At 68.7% G+C, this 26,116-nt stretch carries 21 protein-coding genes and 4 pseudogenes; 17 read left to right on the forward strand and 8 right to left on the reverse strand.

All coding sequences use genetic code 11. The annotated features are described in order from the left end of the window. Positions 1–3: 3 nt before the first annotated feature. Positions 4–759, reverse strand: coding sequence for an SDR family oxidoreductase (locus ACIBBB_RS01435; protein WP_398977532.1), 756 nt, complete (start codon positions 757–759; stop codon positions 4–6). Between the two features lie 256 nt (positions 760–1,015). Between ACIBBB_RS01435 and ACIBBB_RS01440 the strand changes: the two genes are divergently transcribed. The 4 genes from ACIBBB_RS01440 to ACIBBB_RS01455 all read left to right on the forward strand — a co-directional run bounded on the left by ACIBBB_RS01440 (position 1,016) and on the right by ACIBBB_RS01455 (position 4,684). After that, the gene (locus ACIBBB_RS01440) at positions 1,016–2,239 is read left to right on the forward strand and encodes a sensor histidine kinase (protein ID WP_398977534.1); all 1,224 of its coding nucleotides are present in this window, start codon (positions 1,016–1,018) and stop codon (positions 2,237–2,239) included. After that, entirely contained in the window at positions 2,236–2,919 is a 684-nt protein-coding gene (locus tag ACIBBB_RS01445) for a response regulator (protein ID WP_398977536.1), read from the forward strand. Before ACIBBB_RS01440 ends, ACIBBB_RS01445 begins: the two co-directional genes overlap by 4 nt. Positions 2,920–3,002: 83 nt before the next feature. Further along, positions 3,003–4,214, forward strand: coding sequence for a cytochrome P450 (locus tag ACIBBB_RS01450; protein WP_398977538.1), 1,212 nt, complete (start codon positions 3,003–3,005; stop codon positions 4,212–4,214). Positions 4,215–4,261: 47 nt separating this feature from the next. Continuing rightward, entirely contained in the window at positions 4,262–4,684 is a 423-nt protein-coding gene (locus ACIBBB_RS01455) for a PaaI family thioesterase (protein WP_398977540.1), read from the forward strand. A gap of 42 nt (positions 4,685–4,726) precedes the next feature. Here ACIBBB_RS01455 and ACIBBB_RS01460 read toward each other — a convergent pair whose 3' ends face one another. Beyond that, complete coding sequence (locus ACIBBB_RS01460) at positions 4,727–5,734, reverse strand: Gfo/Idh/MocA family oxidoreductase (RefSeq protein ID WP_398977542.1); 1,008 nt, start codon at positions 5,732–5,734, stop codon at positions 4,727–4,729. 171 nt (positions 5,735–5,905) lie between these two features. On the opposite strand from ACIBBB_RS01460, the gene ACIBBB_RS01465 reads away from it, so the two are divergent. The 9 genes and pseudogenes from ACIBBB_RS01465 to ACIBBB_RS01505 all read left to right on the forward strand — a co-directional run. Further along, complete coding sequence (locus ACIBBB_RS01465; RefSeq protein ID WP_398977543.1) at positions 5,906–6,694, forward strand: GntR family transcriptional regulator; 789 nt, start codon at positions 5,906–5,908, stop codon at positions 6,692–6,694. A gap of 137 nt (positions 6,695–6,831) precedes the next feature. Next, positions 6,832–7,854, forward strand: a complete 1,023-nt coding sequence (locus ACIBBB_RS01470) for a substrate-binding domain-containing protein (protein ID WP_398977545.1) — start codon at positions 6,832–6,834, stop codon at positions 7,852–7,854. Positions 7,855–7,951: 97 nt separating this feature from the next. After that, complete coding sequence (locus ACIBBB_RS01475) at positions 7,952–8,974, forward strand: sugar ABC transporter substrate-binding protein (RefSeq protein ID WP_398977547.1); 1,023 nt, start codon at positions 7,952–7,954, stop codon at positions 8,972–8,974. Continuing rightward, positions 8,971–10,056: an ABC transporter permease gene (locus ACIBBB_RS01480; RefSeq protein WP_398977549.1), complete on the forward strand. Its 1,086-nt coding sequence runs from the start codon at positions 8,971–8,973 to the stop codon at positions 10,054–10,056. Before ACIBBB_RS01475 ends, ACIBBB_RS01480 begins: the two co-directional genes overlap by 4 nt. Further along, complete coding sequence (locus ACIBBB_RS01485) at positions 10,053–10,979, forward strand: ATP-binding cassette domain-containing protein (protein ID WP_398977551.1); 927 nt, start codon at positions 10,053–10,055, stop codon at positions 10,977–10,979. The genes ACIBBB_RS01480 and ACIBBB_RS01485 overlap by 4 nt, the downstream gene beginning before the upstream one ends. A 244-nt stretch (positions 10,980–11,223) precedes the next feature. Next, positions 11,224–12,375: pseudogene (locus ACIBBB_RS01490) on the forward strand (ROK family glucokinase); the annotation flags it as partial. 218 nt (positions 12,376–12,593) lie between these two features. Beyond that, entirely contained in the window at positions 12,594–13,169 is a 576-nt protein-coding gene (locus ACIBBB_RS01495; RefSeq protein WP_398977553.1) for a hypothetical protein, read from the forward strand. A 1,038-nt stretch (positions 13,170–14,207) separates the two neighbouring features. Next, complete coding sequence (locus tag ACIBBB_RS01500) at positions 14,208–14,630, forward strand: DUF4259 domain-containing protein (RefSeq protein ID WP_398977555.1); 423 nt, start codon at positions 14,208–14,210, stop codon at positions 14,628–14,630. A 357-nt stretch (positions 14,631–14,987) separates the two neighbouring features. Further along, a pseudogene (locus ACIBBB_RS01505) lies at positions 14,988–15,521 on the forward strand (IS5 family transposase); the annotation flags it as partial. 21 nt (positions 15,522–15,542) lie between these two features. Here ACIBBB_RS01505 and ACIBBB_RS01510 read toward each other — a convergent pair. Continuing rightward, positions 15,543–16,010, reverse strand: a pseudogene (locus ACIBBB_RS01510) (DinB family protein); the annotation flags it as partial. 126 nt (positions 16,011–16,136) lie between these two features. Between ACIBBB_RS01510 and ACIBBB_RS01515 the strand changes: the two are divergent. The 4 genes and pseudogenes from ACIBBB_RS01515 to ACIBBB_RS01530 all read left to right on the forward strand — a co-directional run. Continuing rightward, positions 16,137–16,832 (forward strand): hypothetical protein, encoded by a 696-nt coding sequence (locus tag ACIBBB_RS01515; protein WP_398977557.1) that lies wholly within the window; start codon positions 16,137–16,139, stop codon positions 16,830–16,832. A gap of 525 nt (positions 16,833–17,357) precedes the next feature. Then, positions 17,358–18,584 (forward strand): PP2C family protein-serine/threonine phosphatase, encoded by a 1,227-nt coding sequence (locus tag ACIBBB_RS01520; RefSeq protein ID WP_398977559.1) that lies wholly within the window; start codon positions 17,358–17,360, stop codon positions 18,582–18,584. 200 nt (positions 18,585–18,784) lie between these two features. Next, a complete protein-coding gene (locus tag ACIBBB_RS01525) occupies positions 18,785–19,003 on the forward strand; it encodes a hypothetical protein (RefSeq protein WP_398977561.1) in 219 nt (72 codons plus the stop codon). An 89-nt stretch (positions 19,004–19,092) separates the two neighbouring features. After that, positions 19,093–19,254 (forward strand): annotated as a pseudogene (locus ACIBBB_RS01530) (integrase core domain-containing protein); the annotation flags it as partial. A gap of 323 nt (positions 19,255–19,577) precedes the next feature. Here ACIBBB_RS01530 and ACIBBB_RS01535 read toward each other — a convergent pair. The 5 genes from ACIBBB_RS01535 to ACIBBB_RS01555 form a co-directional block, all read right to left on the reverse strand. Then, positions 19,578–20,447, reverse strand: a complete 870-nt coding sequence (locus ACIBBB_RS01535; RefSeq protein WP_398977563.1) for a thiamine pyrophosphate-dependent enzyme — start codon at positions 20,445–20,447, stop codon at positions 19,578–19,580. Next, a complete protein-coding gene (locus tag ACIBBB_RS01540) occupies positions 20,410–21,207 on the reverse strand; it encodes a thiamine pyrophosphate-binding protein (protein WP_398977565.1) in 798 nt (265 codons plus the stop codon). Before ACIBBB_RS01540 ends, ACIBBB_RS01535 begins: the two co-directional genes overlap by 38 nt. A gap of 303 nt (positions 21,208–21,510) precedes the next feature. Further along, the gene (locus tag ACIBBB_RS01545) at positions 21,511–22,443 is read right to left on the reverse strand and encodes an SDR family oxidoreductase (protein ID WP_398977567.1); all 933 of its coding nucleotides are present in this window, start codon (positions 22,441–22,443) and stop codon (positions 21,511–21,513) included. Positions 22,444–22,733: 290 nt separating this feature from the next. Then, positions 22,734–24,761, reverse strand: coding sequence for a CocE/NonD family hydrolase (locus ACIBBB_RS01550; RefSeq protein WP_398977569.1), 2,028 nt, complete (start codon positions 24,759–24,761; stop codon positions 22,734–22,736). Next, positions 24,646–26,079 carry an aldehyde dehydrogenase family protein gene (locus ACIBBB_RS01555; RefSeq protein WP_398977571.1) on the reverse strand — a complete coding sequence of 478 codons (1,434 nt, stop codon included), beginning with the start codon at positions 26,077–26,079 and terminating at the stop codon, positions 24,646–24,648. Before ACIBBB_RS01555 ends, ACIBBB_RS01550 begins: the two co-directional genes overlap by 116 nt. Positions 26,080–26,116 lie beyond the last annotated feature (37 nt).

Genomic DNA, 26,116 nt, shown 5'->3' on the forward strand with positions numbered 1-26,116 from the left:
GGTTCACGCCGCGTGCCCGCCGTCCACCGCGAACTCCGCGCCCGTGACGTACGCCGCCTCGTCACTCGCCAGGAACGCCACCACCGACGCCACCTCGTCGGCGGACCCGTACCGGCCGAGCGCCGTCATCGCGCTCTGACCGGCCGCGTACGGGCCGTCGGCCGGGTTCATGTCCGTGTCCGTCGGGCCCGGGTGGACGATGTTCGCGGTGATGCCCCGTTCGCCCAACTCCCGTGCCACCGCCTTGGTCAGCCCGATCAGCGCGGACTTGCTCGTCGCGTAGAGCGTGCCGCCGGGGCCGGGCACCCGCTGGGTCATGCAGCTGCCGATGGTGACGATCCGGCCGCCGCGTACGAGCTTCGTGGCGGCGGCCTGCGTGGTGAGGAAGACGCCCCGCACGTTCACCGCCAGCAGTCGGGCGACATCGGTCACCGAGAAGGTGTCCAGCGGGCCGAGCAGCCCGATCCCGACGTTGCTCACGAGGATGTCCAGCCGCCCGCCGAGACCGTCGACGGCCCGCTCCACCACGCTCACGGCCTGCGCGGGGTCCGCCGAGTCGGCGCGCAGCGCGAGGCCGCGCCGTCCGGTCGCCTCGATCTTCCCCACGACCGCCTGCGCGGCCGTCTCGTCGGCGACGTACGTGATCGCGACGTCCACGCCCTCCTGGGCGAGCCGCAGGGCGATCGCCGCCCCGATGCCCCGGCTGCCGCCGGTGACCAGCGCGGTCCTGCCGGCCGGCGCGGAACTCGATACAGACATAAGTGCGTCCTTCGGTCGGCCGCCCGCGACGGCGGGCGGCGAGTGGGTGCCGCGGATGACCTCGATCAAACCGGCCCGGCGCCCACGGCACCGGCGGGAATCGGACGGCGACAACGGCTCGGACGCACCCGCACGGACCACCCCGGTCTGATCCGCGAAGATCCGCCGGACCGGCCTTAAGTCGATGAACCCGCGACTTTGGTAGCTGCCGCGGCCCACGGGCAGCGCGCCACCCCCACCTGCATAGATTGGTCGTATGACGCGTACGGAATACCCCTGGCTGCTGCCCTCGGCCATGGCGGGACCCCTCGGCCCCGAGCGCGCCGGGACACGGGCCGGGCGCCGGCCCCGGCGCACCGTGCGCGACTGGGTCGTGGACCTGACCGTCTTCCTCTTCGCCGTCTTCATCGGCATGGTCGCGCTGGACGCGTCCGAGCGGGTCGGCAACGGCGAGCTGGTCGTCATGGCCGACCTGCTGATCGGCGTCGCGGCCTGCTGCACACTCTGGCTGCGGCGGCGCCGGCCGCCGGCCCTGGCCATCGGCCTCTCCCTGGTGCAGATCGTGTCGCCGGCGGCGAGCGGCGCGGCTCTGGTGGCGGTCTTCAGCCTGGCCATCCACCGGCCGTTCAAGCCCGTGGCCTACGTCGGGGCTCTGGCCCTCGCGGCTGCGACCGCCCAGACGTACCTGCGGCCCGACCCGACGACCACCCATCTCGTCGCGGTCATTCTCGGAGCGCTCCTCACTCTTCTCGCGATCGCCTGGGGCATGCTCGTGCGGGCGCGGCGGCAGCTCGTGCTGGCGCTGCGCGAGCGCGCCGTACGAGCCGAGAACGAGGCGGCGCTCCGGGCCGAGCAGGCGCAGCGCCTGGCCCGCGAGGCCATCGCCCGCGAGATGCACGACGTACTGGCGCACCGGCTGACGCTGCTCAGCGTCCACGCGGGCGCGCTGGAGTTCCGGCCCGACGCGCCGCCTGCCGAAGTGGCCAGAGCCGCGGGCGTCATCCGCGACAGCGCGCACGAGGCGCTCCAGGACCTGCGCATGATCATCGGTGTGCTGCGCGCGCCCGGCGACGACGGCGAGCGTCCGCAGCCCACCCTCGTCACCCTGGACGCGCTGGTCGCCGAGTCACGCGAGGCCGGGATGAAGGTCACCCTCGACAGCGGCGTCGACGATCCGGCGGCCGTACCCGCCACCACCGGCCGCACCGCCTACCGCATCGCCCAGGAGGGCCTGACCAATGCGCGCAAGCACGCCCCCGGCACCGGCACGACCGTCCTGGTGAGCGGCGGCCCGGGGGACGGAATCACCGTGGAGGTACGCAACGAGGCGCCGCGGGGTCCGGTCCCGGAGGTGCCGGGATCAGGCCAGGGACTGATCGGACTGACGGAACGGGCCACCCTGGCCGGCGGACGGTTCGAGCACGGTCCGACGAATGACGGGGGTTTCGCCGTCCGGGCGTGGCTACCGTGGTCCGCATGACCACCACGACCATCCGGTTGCTCATCGTCGACGACGATCCACTCGTACGCGCGGGACTGACGTTCATGCTCGGGGGCGCGGACGGCATCGAGATCGTGGGAGAGGCGTCCGACGGCGCCGAGGTCGAGGCGCTCGTCCGCGAACTCACCCCCGACGTCGTGCTCATGGACATCCGGATGCCGGCCATGGACGGGATCACCGCCACCGAACTCCTGCGGGCGCGCACCGGCGCGCCCGAAGTCCTCGTCCTGACCACGTTCCACGCGGACGAGCAGGTGCTCCGGGCGCTGCGCGCGGGCGCCGCCGGGTTCGTCCTGAAGGACACGCCACCGGTCGAGATCGTCGCGGCGGTACGGCAGGTGGCGGCCGGCGAGCCGGTGCTCTCCCCGGCCGTCACCCGCCAGTTGATGACCCATGTGGCGGGGACGCCCACCGCCGTGCGCAAGGACACGGCGACCGGCCGGCTGACCCGCCTCGGGGCGCGCGAGCGGCAGGTGGCGCTCGCCGTGGGGCGCGGGAGCTCGAACGCGGAGATCGCGGCGGAGCTGTTCATGAGCCTGCCGACGGTCAAGGCGCACGTGTCCCGCATCCTGGCCAAGCTGGACCTCAACAACCGTGTCCAGATCGCCCTGCTGGTGCACGACGCGGATCTGGTGACGGACGGCGGGGAGAAGGCGTAGGTGTCGTCGGGCCCCTGAGGGAGCGCGCGGGCGGCCACCCGGCCAGGTCGGCGGCGCACGCCGGGGCGACGTAACCTGACGTGATGAGTGTCGTCGATCTGGGCGCGTACGGGCCCGATTTCACCGCCGATCCGTACCCGTACTACGCGAAACTTCGCGAGTCGGGACCGGTCCACCAGATCCGTACGCCCTACGGAGACCGGCTCTGGCTGATCGTCGGGCACCGAGAGGCGCGCGCCGCGCTCGCCGACCCCCGGCTCTCCAAGTCCCCGGCCACGGTGGGCGGCAGCATGCTCGACGAGCGCGTCATCGGCCCGACCCTGCTGGTCGTCGACCCGCCCGACCACACCCGTCTGCGCAAGCTCGTCGCCCGTGAGTTCACCGCCCGCAGAGTGGCCGGGTTACGGGAGCGGATCCAGCGACTCACCGACGAGCTGATCGACGCCATGCTTCCGGCGGGCCAGGGCGACCTGGTCGAGTCGCTGTCGTATCCGCTGCCCATCACCGTCATCTGCGAGCTGCTCGGTGTGCCGGCCGCGGACCGTGCTGTCTTCCGGGCCTGGTCCACGGAGGTCGTGGCCCCCGGTGGCGCTGCCAGCGAGTACACGGCGGTGCATGAACTGGGCGCCTACTTCGACGAGTTGATCGAGGACAAGCGCTGCGCCGGCCCCTCCGACGACCTGCTCTCCGCCCTGCTGCGGACCCGCGCCGAGGACGGCGACCGGCTCTCCGCCGCCGAACTGCGCGCGATGGCCTTCCTGTTGCTGATCGCCGGTCACGAGACGACGGTCAACCTCATCACCAACGGCATGCGGGCCCTGCTCAGCCACCCCGGTCAACTGACCGCCCTGCGCGAGGACTTCGGGCTGCTCGACGGCGCGATCGAGGAGATGCTGCGCTACGACGGGCCGGTCCTGAACGCCACCGCGCGCTTCACCAGCGAGCCTGTGACCGTCGGCGACACGGTCATCCCCGCGTACCAGGCGGTGCTGGTCGGTCTCGGCGCCGCGGGCCGCGACCCCGCGCGCTATCCGGAACCGGACCGTTTCGACATCCGGCGTACGGCGACGGCCACGGCGACCGGCGCCAAGGGCCAGAACCACGGACATCTCGCCTTCGGTCACGGCATCCACCACTGCCTCGGCGCGCCGCTCGCGCGCCTGGAGGCCAGGATCGCGGTCCGTACCCTCCTCGAACGCTGCCCCGACCTGACCCTCGACCCGGACACGGGGCCGCTGGACTGGCTGCCCGGAATGCTGATCCGAGGGGTGCGGGGTCTGCCGGTGCGGTGGTAGGCATGAAGGCGCGGGGTGCCGCGCGGGTACGTTCCGGAGGAGTGACCATGCAGGAGTTCGACATCGTCCTGGCGCGGAAGGTGCTGGAAGGCCAGCCGTTCAGCAGCCTGCTCGGTACCAGGATCATGGTCTTCGGAGACGGCGAGGCGGAGCTGGAGCTGGACATCCGCGAGGACCTTCAGCAGCAGAACGGCTATCTGCACGGTGGAGTCATGGCGTACGCCGCCGACAACGGCATCACGTTCGCGGCGGGCTCGGTGCTCGGCCCCGCCGTGCTGACGGCGGGCTTCTCCATCCAGTACATGCGCCCCGGCACCGGGTCCAAGCTGGTCGCCCGCGCCTCGGTCGTGCACGCGGGGCGCAGGCAGGCCACGGTGCGCTGCGACCTGATCACGGTGGCGGAGGACGGCACGGAGACCCTGTGCGCGGTGGCGCAGGGCACGGTGCTGCCGGTACAGAAACCCGCCTGAGGCAGGAAGGGCCCTCCCGGGGGGATGCCGAGCCGGGCTCTCCTACAGCCCGCCCGGGATCTCCTCCAGCCGCACCGGCCGGTGTTCGAGCCGGGACAGCTCGCACGCCTCGGCGATCCGCAGCGCGTGCAGCGCCTCGTGCCCGTCGCACGGGTTCTCCAGCTCGCCGCCCACGACCCGGACGAAGGCGTCCAGCTCCGCCTCGTACGCCGGTGCGAACCGTTCCAGGAAGCCCGGCCACGGGTTGTCGCAGCGCGGCGGCCCCTTCGGCTCGGTCGAGGTGATCGGCGTACGGTCGTCGAGGCCGACCGCGAACTGGTCCTGTTCGCCCGCCAGTTCCATCCGTACGTCGTATCCCGCGCCGTTGCAGCGGGTGGCCGTCGCGGTGGCGAGCGTCCCGTCGTCCAGGGTGAGCACGGCCGCGGCCGTGTCGATGTCCCCGGCCTCGCGGAACATCGGGGGGCCGGCGTCCGAACCCGTCGCGTACACCTCCACCACCTCGCGCCCGGTGACCCAGCGCATGATGTCGAAGTCGTGGACCAGACAGTCCCGGTAGAGCCCGCCGGACAGCGGCAGATACTCCGGGGCCGGCGGCGCGGGGTCGGAGGTGATGGCCCGCACGGTGTGCAGCCGGCCCAGCGCGCCGGACCGTACGAGATCGCGGGCCGCGCCGTAACCGGCGTCGAAGCGGCGCATGAAGCCCAGTTGCAGGACGGTGCCCGCGGCGTCCACATCCGTCAGGGCACTCAGCGTGCCCTTGAGGTCCAGTGCGATCGGCTTCTCGCAGAAGGCGGGCAGCCCGGCCCGCGCGGCGCGGCTGATCAGGTCCGCGTGGGCGGAGGTGGCGGAGGCGATGACGACGGCGTCCACGCCCCAGGAGAAGACCTCGTCCACCGAGGGGGCGGCCGTGGATCCCGTACGGTCGGCGACCTGTGCGGCGCGGGCCGCGTCCGTGTCGGCGACGACCAGGGAGCCGACCTCGCGATGGCGGCTCAGCACCTCCGCGTGGAAGGTGCCGATACGGCCGGTGCCGATGAGTCCGATGCGCATGGCCCCCAAGGTGGCCTTCGCCCTGTCGTCATGTCAAGCGTTTGTCCTGACATTTAGACCTGATGTTGATCTCTGTTCGGACGGTGAACGTCACTGCTCGTCGACCCGCTTGTCCTGACAACCGAACTACAGGACTTTCCGTCAACATCGCACGGGGCTACGCTCGCCCACGTGTCCAAGCAGCCGGAACCAGAGCAGACGGGCGGATCGGCCCCTCAGGCCGCCGCGCTCCGGCTCGGTGTCGACCGCACCAGCCCGGTCCCGCTCTACTTCCAGTTGTCGCAGCAGCTCGAAGCGGCCATCGAGCAGGGTGGACTCGCGCCGGGCAGCCTCCTCGGCAACGAGATCGAGCTGGCGGGCAGGCTCGGACTCTCCCGGCCCACCGTCCGCCAGGCCATCCAGTCGCTCGTCGACAAAGGGCTGCTGGTACGTCGCCGGGGCGTCGGCACCCAGGTCCTGCACAGCCAGGTCAGGCGCCCCCTGGAGCTCAGCAGCCTCTACGACGACCTGGAGGCGGCCGGCCAGCGCCCCGCCACCCGCGTGCTGCGCAACACGGTCGAACCGGCCGCCGCCGAGGTGGCCGCCGCGCTCGGGGTCGCCGAGGGGACGGACGTGCGGCTCATCGAACGGCTCCGGTACGCCCATGACGAACCGATGGCCCGGCTGCGTAACCATCTCCCCGTCGAACTCCTCGACTGCGACACCGCACAGCTCGAATCCACCGGCCTCTACCGGATGATGCGCGCCGTCGGCATCACGCTGCACAGCGCGCGCCAGTCGGTCGGCGCGCGCGCCGCCGACGCCGAGGAGGCGGGGCTCCTCGGTGAGGCGACGGGTGCACCGCTGCTGGCGATGGAACGCACCACGTTCGACGACACGGGCCGCTCGGTCGAGTTCGGCTCGCACATCTACCGGGCCTCGCGCTACGTCTTCGAGTTCCAGCTCCTCGTCCGCCCCTGAGCCCCGCGCCCCGCTCGGCCCCGGCCACACCCCATTCTTCGTAAGAATGTTCGGACAAACTATTGACGGGGCCGCGCGCCCGCCGCTAGAACTCCCCCCAGCCGCAACGGGGCGGCCGGGAGAGAAGGCGGACCCACATGCGTACCAACCGAAAGGCGGCGGGCCGCACGGCGGCGGCGCTGCTCACCGCATGCGCACTCGCCCTCGTCGCCGGATGCAGCGGCTCCGGCGGCAAGGACGCCGAGGACAAGGCCGACGACAGCGGCGGTGGCGGTACGGCCGCCAAGACCCCGCGCATGAAGATCGCCATGGTCACGCACTCCGGCGAGGGCGACACCTTCTGGGACATCGTCCAGAGCGGCGCGAAGGCCGCGGCGGCCAAGGACAACGTCCAGTTCCTCTACGCGGCCAACAAGGAGGGCAAGGAGCAGGCCCAGCTGATCCAGAGCTACATCGACCAGGACGTCGACGGACTCGTGGTCAGCCTCGCCAAGCCCGAGGCGGTCAAGGCCGTCCTCGCCAAGGCGACGGCCGCCGGTATCCCGGTCGTCACGATCAACTCCGGCGCCGAGTTCTCCGAGCCCTTCGGGGCGCTCGGCCATATCGGCCAGGACGAGGCAGTCGCGGGTGAGGCGGTCGGCGAGGAGCTGAACAAGCGCGGCAAGAAGAAGGCGCTCTGTGTCATCCACGAGCAGGGCAATGTCTCGCTCGAAGGCCGTTGCGCCGGTGTCAAGAAGACCTTCGAGGGCACCGTCGAGAATCTGGGCGTCGAGGGCACCAACATGCCCGCGTCCACGTCGTCGATCGAGGCCAAGCTCCAGAGCGGCGCGGGCCCCGACGGATTCGACACGGTCGTGACGCTCGGGGCGCCGTTCGCCGCCGCCTCCGTCAAGGCGAAGGAGGGCGCCGGCTCCAGCGCCGAGATCAACACCTTCGACCTCAACGCGGACGTGGTCAAGCAGCTCAAGGCCAAGGAGATCGGCTTCGCCGTGGACCAGCAGCCGTACCTCCAGGGCTATCTCGCGGTCGACGAGCTGTGGCTCAACAAGAACAACGGCAACGTGATCGGCGGCGGCAAGCCCGTACTCACCGGACCCGCGTTCGTGACCGAGAAGGACGTCCCGGCGCTGGAGAAGTACACCGCCCGCGGCACCCGCTGACCATGCCCCGTACACCCATGCCTGATACTTGGGCCGCCGGGCGCGGACGTACGACGCCCGGCGGTACCGGGAAGCACAGCAAGAGGGGCACGGCGTCGTGGCTAGGAATCGAACAGGGGTACGCGCTATCGGCGCGGTGCTGGCGGTGCTTCTCGGAGCGGCGTCCCTGGCGGGATGCAGCAGCACCGGCGGCAAACGCGCCGAGGAGCGGGCCGCGGCGGCCGAGGCACAGGCACGGGGGCGGGCCGCGGTGAGCACACCGAAGTGGACCGTCGCCATGGTCACGCACTCGGGAGACGGTGACACCTTCTGGGACATCGTCCAGAAGGGCGCCGGGCAGGCCGCGGTCAAGGACAACATCAACTTCCTGTACGCGCACAGCGACGAGGGCCAGCAGCAGGCGCAGCTCGTCCAGTCGTACATAGACAAGGGCGTCGACGGGCTGATCGTCACGCTCGCCAAGCCCGACGCGATGAAGGCCGTCGTCGCCAAGGCCACCAAGGCCGGCATCCCGGTGATCACCGTCAACTCGGGCTCCGAGCAGTCGAAGCAGTTCGGCGCGCTCACCCATATCGGCCAGGACGAGTCCATCGCCGGCGAGGCGGTCGGCGACGAACTGGACAAGCGCGGCCGGAAAAAGGCCCTGTGCGTCCTGCACGAGCAGGGCAACGTCGGCCATGAGCAGCGCTGCGCCGGGGCGAAGAAGACCTTCGACGGCACCATGCAGAATCTGTATGTCGAGGGCACCAACATGCCCGACGTCCAGGCGTCCATCGAGGCGAAGCTCCAGAGCGACAAGAGCATCGACGCCGTCGTGACCCTCGGCGCGCCGTTCGCGGACACCGCCGTCAAGGCGAAGGAGACGGCCGGCAGCAAGGCCGAGATCGACACGTTCGACCTCAACGAGGCCGTCGCGGGCTCGCTCAAGGCGGGCCGTCTCGGCTTCGCCGTCGACCAGCAGCCGTACCTCCAGGGGTACGAGGCCGTCGATCTGCTCTGGCTCTACCGGTACAACGCCGATGTACTCGGCGGCGGGCGCCCGGTCCTCACCGGACCGCAGATCATCAACAAGCAGGACGCCGCCGAGCTGGAGAAATACGCGGAGCGAGGGACCCGATGACCACAACCGCACCACCCGTGAAGGACCGGCCGGGCGAAGGCGAAGGCGGCAGCGGCGGCCCGGCCGTGGACGAGCGGCTGCTCGGTGCCTCGCCGCTGCGCAAACTGCTCGGCCGGCCCGAACTGGGCGCGGTCGTGGGCGCCGTGGCGGTGTTCCTCTTCTTCTCGGTCGTCGCCGACTCGTTCCTGAAGACGTCCAGCTTCGGCACCGTCCTGTACGCGGCGTCGACGATCGGGATCATGGCGGTGCCCGTGGCGCTGCTGATGATCGGCGGCGAGTTCGACCTGTCGGCCGGCGTGCTGGTGACCAGCTCCGCGCTGATCTCCTCGATGTTCAGCTACCAGATGACGGCCAACATCTGGGTCGGCGTCCTCGTGTCCCTGCTGGTGACCCTCGCCATCGGGGTGTTCAACGGCTTCATGCTGACGCGGACGAAACTGCCGAGCTTCATCATCACCCTCGGCACGTTCCTGATGCTCACCGGTCTCAACCTCGGTCTGACCAAACTGATCAGCCGCACCGTCTCGACCAAGAGCATCGGCGACATGGAGGGCTTCGAGTCGGCGCGCAAGGTCTTCGCCTCCGAACTCAACCTCGGCGGCGTCGAGTTGAAGGTCACCATCCTCTGGTGGGCGGGCCTGGTCGCCCTCGCGACCTGGATCCTGCTCCGTACCCGCTTCGGCAACTGGATCTTCGCGGTCGGGGGCAACGCCGAGGCCGCCCGCGCCGTCGGTGTCCCGGTCCGGCTGACGAAGATCGGCCTCTACATGGGCGTCGGCTTCTGCGCCTGGGTCTCCGGCCAGCACCTGCTCTTCTCGTTCGACGTCGTACAGTCCGGCGAGGGCGTCGGCAACGAGCTGATCTACATCATCGCCGCGGTCATCGGAGGCTGTCTGATCACCGGCGGCTACGGCTCCGCGATCGGCTCCGCGGTCGGTGCCTTCATCTTCGGCATGACCAGCAAGGGCATCGTGTACGCGGAGTGGAACCCGGACTGGTTCAAGTTCTTCCTCGGAGCGATGCTCCTTCTGGCCACCCTGCTCAACGCATGGGTCCGCAAGCGCGCGGAGGCAACCCGATGACCGGCACGACCACGCCCGCGACCGCCACGACCGCCGGCGGAACGGCGACCACGACACCCCTGGTCGAGCTGGACGACGTCAGTAAGTACTACGGCAACATCCGGGCCCTCGAAGGCGTCTCGCTGGAGGTGCACGCCGGTGAGATCACCTGCGTCCTCGGCGACAACGGCGCGGGCAAGTCCACCCTCATCAAGATCATCGCGGGTCTGCACCAGCACGACGCGGGCGAATTCCTCATCGAGGGCAGGAAGACGACGCTCGGCTCGCCGCGCGAGGCGCTCGACCTGGGTATCGCCACCGTCTACCAGGACCTCGCCGTCGTGCCGCTCATGCCCGTCTGGCGGAACTTCTTCCTCGGTTCCGAGCCGACGAAGGGCGCGGGCCCCTTCAAGCACCTCGACGTCGAACGGATGCGCCGCACCACCCGCGAAGAGCTGCTGCGGATGGGCATCGACCTGCGCGACGTCGACCAGCCCATCGGGACCCTGTCCGGCGGTGAGCGGCAGTGCGTGGCGATCGCCCGCGCCGTCCATTTCGGTGCCAAGGTGCTCGTCCTGGACGAGCCGACCGCCGCGCTCGGCGTGAAGCAGTCCGGGGTCGTACTGAAGTACGTCGCCGCCGCGCGCGACGCGGGTCTCGGCGTGGTGCTGATCACCCACAACCCGCACCACGCGTATCTCGTCGGCAATCGGTTCGTCCTGCTCAAGCGCGGTGTCATGGCCGGCAGCCACACCAAGCGGTCGATCACCCTGGACGAGCTGACGCGCCAGATGGCGGGCGGGTCGGAGCTCGAAGAGCTGAGCCACGAGCTGGAGAAGGCTCCCGCGCCTGCCCACCTCGGTGGCCGCCCGGTGGACGACAGGGGGCAACTGGTGAAAGAGGACGAGAACGGCGAGCCGCCGGGCGGCGGCGCCAAGCCCTGACCCACCTCCCCACCTTCCGGATGGCAGAATCGGCGGCGGTGGACAACCCCCCACCGCCGCCGCCCCGGACACCGGGCGCGACGAGCCCCCGATCCGCAGGGACGACACGACACGTGCGAGTACCCAGGCCGCGTTCCGGTAGCAGCGCCGCCCGCCCGGCCGGCGGCCCCAGCTCGGGAAGTCCCCGCCCCACGCCGGCCGCCCGGCCCGCGGTGGCCCCCCGGCACATGAGGGGGCGGCTGGGATGAGCACCTACCGCGACTTCACCCATCGGGGCACCGCGCGCGCCCCCGTGCTGCGGACCGTCGGCACCCGCGAACGCCGCTCGCACGCGTCGGCGCCGCGGGTGCCCACGGTCGGCATCGACATCGGCGGTACGAAGGTGATGGCCGGTGTCGTCGACCCGGACGGCAACATCCTGGAGAAGATCCGCACCGAGACGCCGGACAAGTCCAAGAGCCCGAAGGTCGTCGAGGACACCATCGTCGAGCTGGTGCTGGACCTCTCCGACCGCCACGACGTGCACGCCGTCGGCATCGGCGCCGCCGGCTGGGTGGACGCCGACCGCGCGAAGGTCCTCTTCGCCCCGCACCTCGCCTGGCGCGACGAACCCCTCAGGGACTCGATCTCCTCCCGGCTCGCCGTCCCGGTGATGGTCGACAACGACGCGAACACCGCCGCCTGGGCGGAGTGGCGCTTCGGCGCCGGGCGCGGCGAGGACCACCTCGTCATGATCACGCTGGGTACCGGTATCGGCGGCGCCATACTGGAGGACGGCCGGGTCAAGCGCGGCAAGTACGGCGTGGCCGGCGAGTTCGGACATATGCAGGTCGTGCCCGCGGGCCACCGCTGTCCGTGCGGCAACCGCGGCTGCTGGGAGCAGTACAGCTCCGGCAACGCGCTCGTCAGGGAGGCCAGGGAACTGGCCGCCGCCGACTCCCCGGTGGCGTACAACCTCATCGAACGCGTCAAGGGCCACATCCCCGACATCACCGGCCCCCTGATCACCGAGCTGGCCCGCGAGGGCGACGCCATGTGCGTCGAACTGCTCCAGGAGATCGGCCAGTGGCTCGGCGTCGGCATCGCCAACCTGGCGGCGGCGCTCGACCCGTCCTGCTTCGTCATCGGCGGCGGCGTCAGCGCGGCGGACGATCTGCTGATCGGCCCCGCGAGGGAGGCCTTCCGCCGCCAGCTCACCGGGCGCGGCTACCGGCCGGAGGCCCGTATCGCCAAGGCGCAGCTGGGCCCCGAGGCGGGCATGGTCGGCGCGGCCGACCTCTCCCGGCTCGTGGCGCGCCGCTTCCGCCGGGCCAACCGGCGAAGGCTGGAGCGGTACGAGAAGTACGAGCTGTACGCGGAGGCGATCCGCACCGGCCGGATGCCGCAGGAACTGCGCGAGGAGCAGGAGCTGCGCGAGGCCGAGGAGTCCCGCGCCGCCGCCGTGCGCGAGGCACAGGAGTCCGTCGCGGCGGCGCGGGCGGAAGCAGAGGCGCAGACCGAGCCGAAGCCGGCGTCGGACGAGCACACCTCCGAGCCACCGCGAGCACCGGAAGAGCCCCGGGAACCCCGTACCAGCACCGGCCGAGCCCCCCGCACCAGCCAGGAACCTCCCTCATGACCGTGCCCCACCAGTCGAAGTCTCCGGACGAGTCCCAGAAGCCCCCGGAGAACCACCGCCACATGGTCCGCCGCCGGTGGCTGACGGCGATAGTGATCGTGCTGCTCATCGGCGTCCCCGCCGGTTATCTCGTGGTCTCGGCCGGCCAGAGCAGGCGCAGCGGGCTCGACAAGGAGCTGGAGTCCTCGGCCACCGGCCTCACGGACGACGTGCCGTCCCGGATGAAGCAGCGGGTCTTCGAGGTGCCGATCCCCGCGCGCGCCACGAACGTGCGCTACTACGAGACGAGCAACTGGAAGTCCAGCCGCCTGTATGTGCAGTTCAACGTGACGTCCGGCAGGCTCGACACCTTCCTCACCGAACTGGGCACGCACCGCTCGGCGCTCAAGGAGGGCCATGTCAGCATCGCGTCCCGCGACTCGCGCACCGTCGGCTGGAACTTCATCCCCACCCGCGTGTGGTCGGGCACCACGCACAAGCAGAAGGACCCGCGTCCCACCCAGGACATCACCGTGGACCTGAGCGATCCGGCCATGCCCCGCGTGTACGTCGTCTCCACGACCACCCCGTGACCACCACAGGGTGACCACCACCCCGTGAGGTGTGGCGGTGACCATCTCACTAACCTGACGCGAGTGAGCGATGTGAGCGAAGTGAGTGACACGCCGATGCCTGCCCGGACCCTGACGCTGCAGTACCGCATGGACGGACCGGACGACGCGCCGGTGCTCATCCTGGGTCCCTCGCTCGGTACCACATGGCACAGGTTGTAGAGACCGTCTATGGCGTCCACGTCAGTCCATGACGACTACGTAATAGCAGGTCAAGGCATCGAGGTCCGGAAGAGTCCGCGTAGTTGGTGACAGGCGCGTGACAGCGTCGGTGATAGGGCGAGAGACCTGCCGGGGGACATCCAGGCGGGGCCTCTGCCCGGAGCCGTGAGGCGAAGCCCCACCGGAGCGCTCTGGTGGGGCTTCGCCGTGAGCTCGATTGTGCTTGCACGCAAGACGCGTTCGGCTCCTCACCCAGTTTGGGTTCCTGCTTTGCGCGTGGGGAGGCCGGATTTGAGATCGCAGCCACTATCAACATCGCAGCCGTGAGACGACGGGGTCCCGCGGGGAGGCAGGCCAGGGCTGGCGCCAGGAGGGTTTCGTATCAGGGGCCATAGGGGCTCCAGTGCCCGAGGAACGGCTTCAGGTCGTCGGCTCGTGGTTCGGGGATGTCGGGCATCCGGGGTGGCGTGTTCAGTGGGTCGAGGCGCTCGGCGGTGGCTACTGCCCAGGTGATCCATGCCTGTACGCCAGGGGTTTATACGATCCACCTGAAAGGTGGAGAGAAGTATGTTGGAATGTCGAGAACGAATATTCAGGACCGAGTAACGGCTGCAACCAAGCCGTCTCACGCGGTGGGTACTGCAGGATACTCATGCGCGGATATCTGCAATGTGACCTGGATTCCTCTCCCGGTGGGCGTAAGCTCCGTAACTGCGAGGAGGGTAGAGCAGACAGTTATGGATGGATTGAAAAGTCGGGGGGTCTCTCTCGTTAATCGGCGGGACCCTGAATTTGATTTCAGCGGTCTGGGTGGCAAGCTAAATTGGAGGTAGTGATATGGGGACGTGGGGCTGTGGAGTTCTAGAAAGCGACAGCGCGCAAGACTTTATTGACCAAGCGAGAAGCTTGTCCGTGGAAGGGCGATTGGCCTTCGTGGAGGACATTCTCGTGAAAGTCGCAGCAGACGCTTCCCTCGTTAACCGGGAATTCTTGCCGGAAGAGGTAGTTGTGGCCGCAGCGATCGTGGCCGCAGCTTCCGTTGGTTCGCATGAATATGCATGGATTGATGGCGATAATTTTCTGGACGTGATCCGAGACATTCGCCCTCAGGCCCAACTTCATGCCGTGGCTCTAGGTGCCTTGCGTAAGGTTGCTGAAGGTGATAGTTCCATCCTGCTATCAGGATGGAAGAGTGACAGCGACCGCGCTGCGGTCACTCGGCAGATCGGCGAAATCAAAGCCGTACTGAGCGGTACATAGAGAGTAAGTGCGGTTCGTGGATTGAGAGGACCGTGTCGTGCGTCGTAGGTCGTTGGTGGTTTCTGGGGCGGCGGTTGGACTCGTGGGCGCGGGGGTGGTCGCAGCGCGTCTGGGAGGTGGACCATCGGAGGCCGATGCGCGTTCCGATGCAAGCGCCGAGGCTGGTGAAGCGAGGGTGTTGGGAGCGCAGCAGACGGAGATCTGGGCGGGGTTTGTTGTCCTCAATTGGGGGCGTTCCGGTGGCGGGGCGGGGCGTGCACTAGGGGCGTTGGTCCGGGCCGTGAGGCTCATCGACGAGGACAGAGCCGCCGTTGGATTCGGATTGGGTGCGTCCCTCAGCGGGAAGACCGATGACGCATCCGGCGACGGCGCGAACTCCGGCTGAAGGCCGCCCTCCTCGGACGCTCCAGGGGCGGGCAGACCAGCAAGATCCATGTCGCCGGCGACCGGAAGTGCCGCCCGCTGGCGTTCATCCTGACCGCGGGGCAGGCCGCTGACAGTCCGCGGTTCATCCCGGTACTGAAGAAGATACGGGTCCGCAGGCCCGTCGGCCGTCCTCGCGCCCGGCCCGACGCGGTCGCCGGTGACAAGGCATACGCGTCCCGCGGCAACCGCGCCCACCTGCGCAAACGCCGCATCAAGGCGGTCATCCCGGAGAAGAAGGACCAGGCCGCCAACCGGAAGAACAAGGGCAGCAAGGGCGGCAGGCCCGTCAGCCACGACGCCGACCTCTACAAAGAGCGGAACACCGTCGAGCGTCTGATCAACAAGTTGAAAGCCTGGCGAGGCATCGCCACCCGCTACGACAAGACCCCCGACAGCTACCTCGCCGGCCTCCACCTGCGCGCCTCGATGATCTGGCTCAGAGAACTCACCCGGACCACCTGGTGATCGAACCACATACGCTCCCTGGGCGCCTGTGACGCCGTCGACGGCTTCGCGTATCAGGTCCGCGTGACCGTGGTGACGGGCGTACTCCTCGATCATGTGGATCAGGATCCAGCGCAGGGACACACTGTCCTCGCCGAGGACGGCGGCGTTCTCCTCCGACAGCCTGCCGGGGGCGTCGAGCGGAGCGTCGGCGATCAGCTCACGGCTGCGTTCCACCTCCGTCTGCCAGGTCGCCAGCGCCTCCTCGAGGGTCCGGTCCGGGTCGAGGGTGAATCCGAACCCGCCGTGGTCCCCGAACAGCAGCGCCACGTCCTCGCCGGCGAACACGCGGCTGAACCAGTTCCGCTCGATCTCCGCCAGGTGCTGGACCAGGCCGATCATCGTCATGGACGAGGGCACTACGGCCGTCCTGCGCGCCTGCGTGTCGTCGAGGCCCGCGCACTTCAGCGCCAAAGTGGACCGGTGGAAGTCCAGCCAGGCCGTCAGCATGGTGCGTTCGTCGGCGTGCGCGGGCGGGACCGGGCGTCCGTCGGGTGTGGTCGTTTGGCACACGCCACTGACACCGGTCCCGGGCCACGTGGGTACGGCGTTCCGGTCGCCTCGTATGCTGCGCGGATGAGCGATCAGAGGATGAACGCGCCCGTGGCGGGCGGCGTCGGGGACGCGGCCGGGGCCGGAGTGCCCGCTCCAGGTGGGCAGCGCACGGGAAGGAGCGCCGGGGCGTCCGTACTCGCCACGCTCTGGGTGCTGCTGGTCGCCTGGGGGATCGCCGCCGGCAACACCGGACTCGCCTACGTCACGCTGGGCATGGACTTCATCCCGATCGCGGCGGGCGTGCTCGGCTGCCTGGTCTTCGTGATCGTGCTGCGGCTGCTCCACAGGGCGTGGTGGCTCGCCGTCCTCTCCGTGGTCCCCGCGCTCTTCATTCTCGTCGGGTCCGTCCAGTACGCCCCCGAGGCGGCGCTCGACCGACGTGGCGTCCGCGAGACCGTCACGATCACCGCGGACAGCGCGGCGGGAACGGCGAGCGAGAACCACCGGTTCACACTGGTCGGGCCGGGCGGTGAACTCGACGAGACCCTCGAGTACCGGGGGAGCAACCCCGGTTACCGGGTGGGCGACCGCATCGAGATCCTCCGCGACCCGGAAGGCGCCGTCCCGCTGGAGGACGCCGTGGACGTCGACCCCGAAGGCAGGCTCGGCGGCCTCGTCACGGGAGTCGCCGCATGGACGGGCATGACGCTGCTCGCGGGCTGGCGCGGCCATGTGCGCCGACGGGAGAACCGCCGGGCGTGGAGCGGCACGATCTAGGAAGGCACGGGCGACGGGGGCCCCGTGCGGGACAGGGACTTGGGGCCGGCGCCGTCGCAGCCCACCTCGCCGGGCCTCCACCTGCGCGCCTCGATGATCTGGCTCAGAGAACTCACCCGGACCACCTGGTGATCGCAACCACATACGCTCCCTAATCGCACTCCGACTTCGTAGCCCGCTACCTGCGCACCGGCGACCACCTGACCGGCTGTCCATCCTGCTGGCGGTGTTCGGCACGGCCACCAGGGACGAGGGGAAGACCCAGGCTCGCGACTTCATGGAGGACGCGAGCCCGGCCCAGAAACAGACGTTCCAGAAGACGCATTCGCTGCCGAAGGCGTGGGGTGACGGGGTACGGAGATGGCCGGCGTCTCGGCCGTGATCGCGCTGTTCCGGTTCCAGGTCCGCGCCTCGGACCTCGAACGCCTCCAGGGCGGCATGCCTCCACCGGGCACCTGGCGGATTGGCCCCGATGTACGATCGGAACATTCACGGGTGAATGTCGCATTACCGGAAAGTACTGGCGTGGATGATCGGGACAACAGGGGCGAGCGACTGTTCGCGGGGTTGCTGAGCGTCATCGGCAACACCTCGTTCGACGACCTCCCGGACACGGTGAGCGAGCGGGCCGGGCCCGCGGGCTTCACCGACGTACGTCTCTATCTCGGCGATGTCGAGCGCCGCGCGCTCCATCTGCTCGCCGGAGCGCGCACGGACGCGTCGGCTGAGCGGATTCTGAGGATCCAGGACACCGACGCGGGCCGCGCCTACCAGTACGGCCGGATGCTCCCCGCCACCACACCGTCGGTCGGTGGAGCCGCGTACTGGGTGCCCCTGTTCAACGGCAACGAACGCATCGGAATCATGTTCGTCGCCACCGCGCGGGACGGCGACGCCGTCCGTGACCAGGCCAGGGGGCTGGCGGCCCTGGTGGCGCTGGCCATCTCCACCAAACGCGGGCACAGCGACACCTACGCCCACCTGAACCGCACCCAGCCGATGAACGTGGCCGCCGAGGCGCAGTGGCACCTGATGCCGCCTCGTACCTACACCGACTCACGGGTGGCCATCTGCGCCACGCTGGAGCCGTCGTACTGGATCGGCGGTGACGCCTACGACTACGCGACGGCCGGCCCCCAGGTCCATCTGTCGATCTTCGACGCCATGGGCCACGACACCGCCGCGGGCCAGACGGCCGCCCTGGCGGTCGCCGCCTCCCGCAGCGCCCGCCGCCGCGGGGCCGGGATCGCCGAGACCGGTGACGCCATTGAGAAAGAGCTGAACCGCGTCTACGACGACCGCTACGTCACGGCTCTCCTCATCTCCCTGGACACCCGTTCCGGGCTGCTGCGCTGGGCCAGCTTCGGACACCACCCCCCGCTCGTGCTGCGCGGGGAGAACGCGCTCCGCCTGCAGTGCGAACCCGCGTACCCGCTCGGCACCGGCCTGGGCGGTGGGCAGGCGGCGGTCTGCCGGCACCAGCTGCAGCCGGGAGACCGCGTCGTGCTCTACACCGACGGCATCACGGAGGCACGGCGCGCGCACGGGAGCGAATTCGGGCTCGACCGCTTCATCTCCGTCCTCACCCAGTACCCCGCCGCCAGGCTGAGCCCCCAGGAGACCGTCCGCCGATTCGTCCACACCTTCCTCGACTACCACCACGGGCATCTCCAGGACGACGCGACCGTGCTCCTGTGCGACTGGCTGGGGCCGGGACCGCCCCTGGGAACCGTATCCATCGCGTGCCGCTGATCTCCCGGGTCCTTGTCCGTCGCGGTGGAGGGCCAGGGAGAGTTGCCGAGGGCGACCGCTACCCTGCTGGCCCACCCCGGACACTCACAGGCCAACTCGGACCGTTCATGGGCCAACTTGGAGCGCTGCGTCTCCGCGAGAGGGGCACTCTGCCGGTACCGGGCTCGGCGCGGTAATCGAGCATACGTTCTAATAGGGGGATGGATCCCCGCCTCTTCCCCGACGGCCTCGTTCGCACCCAGCGCGCCTGGACCGCCGCCTACCAGGACCTCGCTGCTTCTTCCCCGGGCGACAACACGGTGCTGCGACGGCGGCTGTTGCGGCTGTCGGTGCGCCTGTGGTGGCACCCGTATCTGGTAGCCCGCCCGGCGGCCCGCTCCGAGTTGCGCGCCAGGGTGAGCAGGGAAACGACGGGGTGACGGACTGGCGGGCGCGCCTGGAGATGCTGCGCTTCCTCGAGCGTGTCCAGCTTCAGCAGCTCGACCAGACGAGACGCTGGATCCCGACTGCTGAGGAATGGGCCTACGCGAAGCCCTACCGCTCAGAGCAGGAACGACGCGACGCCTTCCCGCAATGGCTCCACACCTACAATCACCACCGCGGACACACCGCGCTCGCAGGCAAACCACCCGCCAGCCGCGTCACCAACCTCACAGGGCAATACACCTAGGCCCTGCGGAGTCTGACGAATACCGCAGGGTGTAAAAACGTGACGGGTACCAGCTCTCCGCCTGGACCAGGCACCCACGGACGTGGTCGATTACAGATCGGGCTAGGGCGCTTCGAGCCCGTACACCTATGCGGCACGGGCTCCGCCGCTGGCCACGGGGAGGATCGTCTCGCGGTGAGGAGGGCGTGCGGGAAGGCGTGGGGGGCGTATGGGGCTACCGGGTCTATAGCGCTGGAGCGGGAGTGAGAGTTCGAGCGCAAGACCACAAGGTTGGGGGGTGCGAACTTGGAGCTCTCGGAACGTCCGGCGCACCTAAGGGGCGCTCAGGTCGAGTAGAGCGTCGCGGTGTAATTGTGGAGTTGGTTGAGCATGGGAGGTGCCTCGTAGGTGCCGGTCACCACTTCGACGTAGCATCCGGTGTCGGCGTTCGCCGCGGTGTCCATGGCGTGGTCGAGCTCAGCGATGGTGGTCACGCGCGCCGTGTACCAACCTTCACAGCCCAGCACCTTCGGCAGCTCCGAGTATCGCCATTCGGCGATGTCGTTGTAAGCGACGTCGCCGTCGGCACAGAGTAGGCGCTCGATCAGGTAGCCGTTGTTGTTGATCACAAACACCACCGGGTGCAGGCCGTTTCGCCCGAACTGGCTGATTTCCTGGGCCGTCAGCTGGTGCGAGCCCTCTCCGGTGATCAGCACGACGCGCTGACTGTCCTTGGCCGCGACGGCGGCGCCCACAGCTGCCGGGGTGGCCCAGCCGATCGAGCCCCACAGTGTCTGATTGTGGAAGGTGGCACCCGCGGGCAGCCGGGCGAACGCCATGCCCATGGACGCTGTTCCGGTTTCGGCGATCAGCACGTCGTTCGGCTTGAGGAACCTTTCCCACCGCGGGTAGAGGGTCGCGGCGGTAATGGGGTCGTCACCGCTGCCTCCCGCCGGCGCCATGCGTGTGATCTCGGCCGACGGCTGCGGCCACTGCTTGTGGGGGAGCTTCTCGGCGAGAGCGTTGAGGAGGTCTTTCATCTCCACGCTCTGGTAGGTCATGCCGTCGACCCGCACGTAGTGGTGCCGGATGTCGATCAACCGGCCGGGATCGAGGTTCGCGGTGAACGCCCCGGTGTTGAAGTCATTCATCAGTGTGCCACCGAGGATGACGACGTCACTGTCCTCGACGAAGCGGCGGACGTCTTCGTTCATGAGTTTGCCGTCGTACATGCCGACGAAGGCGGACTGGTCCTCGTTGAGGACTCCCCAAGGGCATTCCGGTGTCGTCGAGGAGTTGTTGGAGGTCCTGCTCCAGGCCGGCACGTGCCAGGAGGACACCGGGCAGGACGCACGAGCTCTTGGCTCTGCCGAGCATGTCACTGATCGCCTGCACGGCGGCATCCACCTGGCGGGGATCGCTGGCCGGAGTGGGATGCGGCTGCGCCTCACCGACGACGGGCATGCTTGCCAGGTCGGAGGGGAAGGCCATGTAGACCGGCCGACGGTGGTAGAGCGCGGCAGCGATGAGGCGCTCGGTCTCGGCGGCGGTGTTCTGGGGGGTCATGATGGCGCTCGCGCAGACCACCGCACCCGACAGCTTTTCGAAGAGGTTGAACTCGCCGTCGCCCAATGTGTGATGCACGACGGAGTGGTGAGCCTGGACCCCCATCTGCGGCATTCCGACGAGATGGAACAGTGGAACGTGCTCCGTGTAGGCGCCGGCGATGCCGCAGATGGCGCTGAGTTCTCCGACACCGTAGGTGGTGCACACCGCGCCCACCCCGTGAACGCGTGCGTAGCCGTCCGCGCAGTAAGCGGCATTGAGTTCGTTGCAGTTGCCGACCCACTCGACGTCTGGATGTTGGGCAATGGCATCGTTGACGGGGAAGGCGTAATCACCGGGTACGCCAAAGACGTGCTTCACGCCAATTTCCCGAAGCCGATTCAGCACGTGCTGGATAACGGTCGTCACGCGAAAGCTCCTTCTTTCGTCGCCGGCCACCGTCGGCGAGCTCAATTCCCCGCACAGGAAGGGTGCGGCCCCAGTTTGTATGCATGTGCGGCGGTGGTGGCCCGTCACGGCGTGCTTTCGGGGGATCCGAGCACAGCGGCAGGGATCACGTTGAGCGGAGGTATGGACCGTGCCGCTATTCAGGCGCGTTGCCTCTGGGTCTGCCCTCGGGGGGCCTGACGTCCGAGTTGGAGTGCTCAACGGCGCCTGCGCAGGAGGGCGGTGGTTTCGGCTCGGTTCACAGGGCGAGCTTCTGCGTGTGGGTCAGACGCGCGGGAAGGCGACCCCGGCCAGACGTTCGGAGACCTCCCACATCCGTGCGGCGAGGGCTTCGTCCCGGGCAGGCTTGTAGGGAGTCTGGCTGGTGGGAGCGCCGGTGAAGTGGCCGAGACCGTCGGGTACGTACAAGCCTCCGCCGCGCGCCTCCGGGCTTGTGGCCGCATAGAGAGCAGGGAGCAATCCCGCGTCGACGTTCTGCACGAACAGACCCCAACCAGCGAGCCGCGTCATGATCGCCTTGTACGCCGAGGGTTTCTGGCGCCCCATGTCGGGGCCGGCGGTGTACAGGTTCGTGAGGGTCGTCCCCGGATGAGCGACATTGCTGACAACTCCCCAGCCGCCTGCCGTGCTCCGCCGGTCAAGCTCCATCCCGAACAGCAGGTTGGCCAGTTTCGAGGCCTGGTAAGATCCGATGGGCGCGTACGAGCGCTCACTCTGAAGGTCGTCCCAGTTGATCTTGCCGGTGCGGGCGGCGCTGCTCGTCATGGTGGTGACCCTTGCCCTGCCCTCCCGCAACAGCGGCAGTATGCGTGCCACCAATGCAACATGACCAAGATGATTTGTGCCGAACTGAAGCTCGAATCCGTCGCTCGTGGTGTGCCGGGTGGGCGGCATCATGATGCCCGCGTTGTTGATCAAAATATTGATCGGCCGCCCGACAGCGGTGAGGTGCTCGGCGAGCGCGGCCACAGAGTTCAACGAGGCCAGGTCGAGTGCCAAGGTGGAAACCGCGGCGCCCGCGACGGACGAGCGAATGCGGGCGACGGCCACCTCGCCCTTGGCGGCGTTACGGACCGGCATCAAGACCTCGGCGCCGGCGCGGGCCAGCCGTTCGGCCAGACCGAGCCCGATACCGTCGCTCGCGCCGGTCACCACGGCGAGTTTCCCAGTCAGATGGGGAACGGATATGTCCTTCACAACGACTCCTAGTCAACGGTCATCCGTATGAACCTGAAGCCTTGCAGAAGCTGGACCGGGTCCGGAGCTTTTATCCATGGACAAAGAGTCCATGGATAAAAGCCCTGTCTCCTACCCGGTGTGCACCGAGTTGCGGGACCAATCCTCGGGTTGCGTATGTAACGCCTTGTCGGGAAGACGCCGGAAACAATGGCACATCCGTCCCGCCGGCAGGGCGGAGTGGAGACCTCCGCCCTCCGAGGCAGCAGTCGCGGAGGATCTTTGCCCGAACTCACCGGCCGCAAGTTGGGCTACGACGGTCTGGTGGTCCCCGTGGAAGTGACAGGAAGAGTCAGCCGCGTGTTGTCGTGGTGAATGGTGTGGACGGCCGCATTGAGGCCGGTCCCGGTCGACAGGGGCTCCCCAGTGCCAAGATTTCGGGCGTACTGCGGATGAGCGCCGCCGGAGAGTTGCAGCCTGAGACGGTGCCCCTTCAGCAATCGGTGAGCGCAGGGAGACAGCCGTGCGGTGACGTGCTGGACCTCTCCGGCGTCCGCCGTGGGGTCGAGTCGGACGAGGACATCGGCGATGTTGTGTGAGCGGCCCTTTACATCGACGTCGCAGATACGCACGAAGAGGTCGGCGTGAGGGTTGTCCAAACTCAAGGACACGTCGACGACAGGGAATCCTTCGAATTCGAGATCGGCAGTAAGGGGCTGAGTGGTGAAGGTCCGGACGTCCTGCCGCGCCTCCAAATCCGAGTTGTTCCGCACACCCGCATCGCCTGTCAGTCTCCGCCCACCTACCGAGGGCGTCGGATCGCCGGGGTCATAGCTGAACGCCGACTCGCCTCCCGACGGGACCGTCGCCGTCAACTGACCGGCATTGTTCGGATACCAGACTGTCTCGGTGCAGGTCGGCGGCCATAGCGGGGAGGTATGCCAGGTGTCGCTGCCGGTGACGAACGTGTGGACCGGCTGGGCACGTCGAGCCGGTCCGTCATTACCGAGGTGCATGTCCAGCCAGTCCAGGGCTTCGTTGTCAATGACGCCTGACCCCTTCGTGACGTGACCGGCGTGCGTCCACGGGCCGAGCGTCAAAGCGACATCAACGCCCCTGGACCGCAGGGCTTCGTACTGCTCCACGGTCTGTCCGACGAAAACGTCCTGCCAGCCGCCCACCAGTAGCGTCGGCGTCCGCACATGCTGCACGGCGCCGGTGAAGTTGTACGGGCGCCAGTAAGGGTCGGTCAGGTCCGTGTGGTCCAACCATTCCTGAAACCACGGCGCACGCTTGTCCAGGACGGACTCTGCCGCTCTTGCCAAGGGCAGACCCGCGAACGACGCATCCAACCGGTCCGTGGACTGTTTGTTCCACACGAGCTGCCGGAACAGGCTCGGCCCGTCCTCGAACGAGACACTGTTGACAGCGCTCCAGCCCAGCATGGCCTCCAGCGCAAACGAGCCGTTGTCCCAGATGACCCGACTGAAGTCGTGAGGTCCCGCGATCATCACACTCGCCCGGAGTTCGGGCGGGGGGTCGGCCAGCAGGGCCCATTGGGTGAAGGCCAGGTAGGACATGCCCAAAGTTGCCAACTTTCCGTTGAACCACGGCTGTTCGCGCAACCACACGATTGTGTCCTGGGCGTCCTCGGCTTCCCGCACCATGGGTTCAAAGGTGCCGGTGGAGTCCACCGTCCCGCGGACGCTCTGGAGGATCACGTGATATCCCCGCGCCGCGAAAGTCCGGGCCCAGATCGCATCGACCGGCAACCCTCGGCCGTAGGGTGTGCGGATCAGAATCGTGGCGCTGTCGGAGCCCGAGACCACAGGACTGTAGTGGTCACTCACCAGGACGAAGCCATCGCGAGTCGGCGTCCGCAAGCCACGCTCGACGGCGTACTCGTTGCGTGGGGCGGGGAGCTTTCTGAGCCGCCGGAGGAGGCGATCGACTGCGCGGGCAGTGAGCCCGGGTGTTGCCCTCAAGATGAATACCTCGATGTTCGCGCTGGGCGCAGGCCCATCAGGGGTGATCGGCCTGCTGCAGCGATGCGTGACTCGGAAATGTACGAACTGCCCTGTGTGAACGGGACCGGAAGTCCCTCGGACTGAGTCGACCGCCGATTTGAAGGGCCTGGGGTGGATATCTGATTGACCGTGGTACACGGAAACCGGCCCTGACGGTCTGAGCCCGGCCCGCCGGAGGGCGCCGTTGGTATGGGGCTCAGCGTTGGATGGCCTTGGTCTCCAGGAACTCCTCCAGACCGAAGCGGCCGTATTCGCGTCCGTTGCCGGACTGCTTGTAGCCGCCGAAGGGAGCGAGCGGGTTGAACTGGCCACCGTTGATGTCGACCTGGCCAGTACGCATCCGCTTGGCGATGGCCAGGGCGTGCTCGGTCTCGCCGAACACGGCGCCGTTGAGGCCGTAGATCGTGCTGTTGGCGATCCGTACGGCGTGGTCGTCATCGGTGTAGGGAATGACCGCGAGGACCGGGCCGAAGATCTCCTCCTGGGCGATGACGGAGTCCGGTTCGACGTTGGCAAAGATGGTGGGCTTGACATAGGCACCGGTGGACAGCCCCACGGGTCTGAGGGGACCGCCGACCACAAGGGTGGCGCCGTCGGCGACGCCCCGCTCGATATAGGCGGCCACGCGCGTGCGCTGCGCCTCGGAGGCCAGCGGGCCGAGCCGTGTGTTCTCGTCGGTGGGATCGCCCGTCGTGTACTCGCCAGCCGCTTCGCGGAGCAGGTCGACCACCTGGTCGTGCAGCTCGGCCGGGACGAGCATGCGGGTGTAGGCGCCGCAGACTTGGCCGCTGTTGGTCCAGGCACTGGCAAGCCCTCGGGTGACCGCGTCCTTCAGATCCGCGTCGGGCAGGATGACGGCCGCGGACTTGCCGCCCAGTTCCAGTGCGACCCGCTTGACGGTCCCGGACGCGACAGCGGCGACGCGCTTGCCAGCACTGGTGGAGCCGGTCAAGGACACCATGTCGACGGCCGGGTGACCGGCAAGCGCTTCACCGACGACCGGACCGGTGCCGTGCACCACGTTGAACACCCCGGCGGGCAGACCGGCCTCGGCGGCGACCTCCGCGAAGATCCGTGCGGACAGCGGGGCGAGTTCGGACGGCTTGAGTACCACGGTGTTGCCGGCCAGCAGGGCCGGAACGACCTTGGTGACAACCTGCTGGAGCGGGAAGTTCCACGGAGTGATCGCGGCGACCACACCAATCGGCTCACGGAGGATCAACGAGTTCGCGATCTCCTCGCTCCACGGGAAGTCGCTCTCGACACTGGCGATGGCCTCCGTGGACATGATCGGCATCGCGGCCTGGCCCCAGCGGGCCAGGGAGATCGGGGCTCCCATCTCCGTGCTGATGGCGACGGCGATCTCCTCGCTGCGTGCTTTGAGGCCTGCGGCGATGGACCGCATGACGGCGGCACGCTCGGCCGGGTTGGTGGCGGCCCACGCAGGGAACGCGGCGGTGGCCGCAACCACGGCGCGGTCGACATCGCCGGCCGTGCCTTCGGGGACAGTCGCGATAACGGCGCCGGTGGCCGGGTTGACCACCTCGATCACGGGACCGTCGAAGGGAATCGCCCGGCCGTCGATCCAGTGGGCGGGAGCGGGGAGACTGCGTTCACGGTTGCTGTTCATGGGATCAAGCGTCACAAGAACCAGTGAGCGCAGCCAG

This window comes from Streptomyces sp. NPDC051217 (assembly GCF_044455465.1).
In the GTDB taxonomy this organism is placed as follows: domain Bacteria; phylum Actinomycetota; class Actinomycetes; order Streptomycetales; family Streptomycetaceae; genus Streptomyces.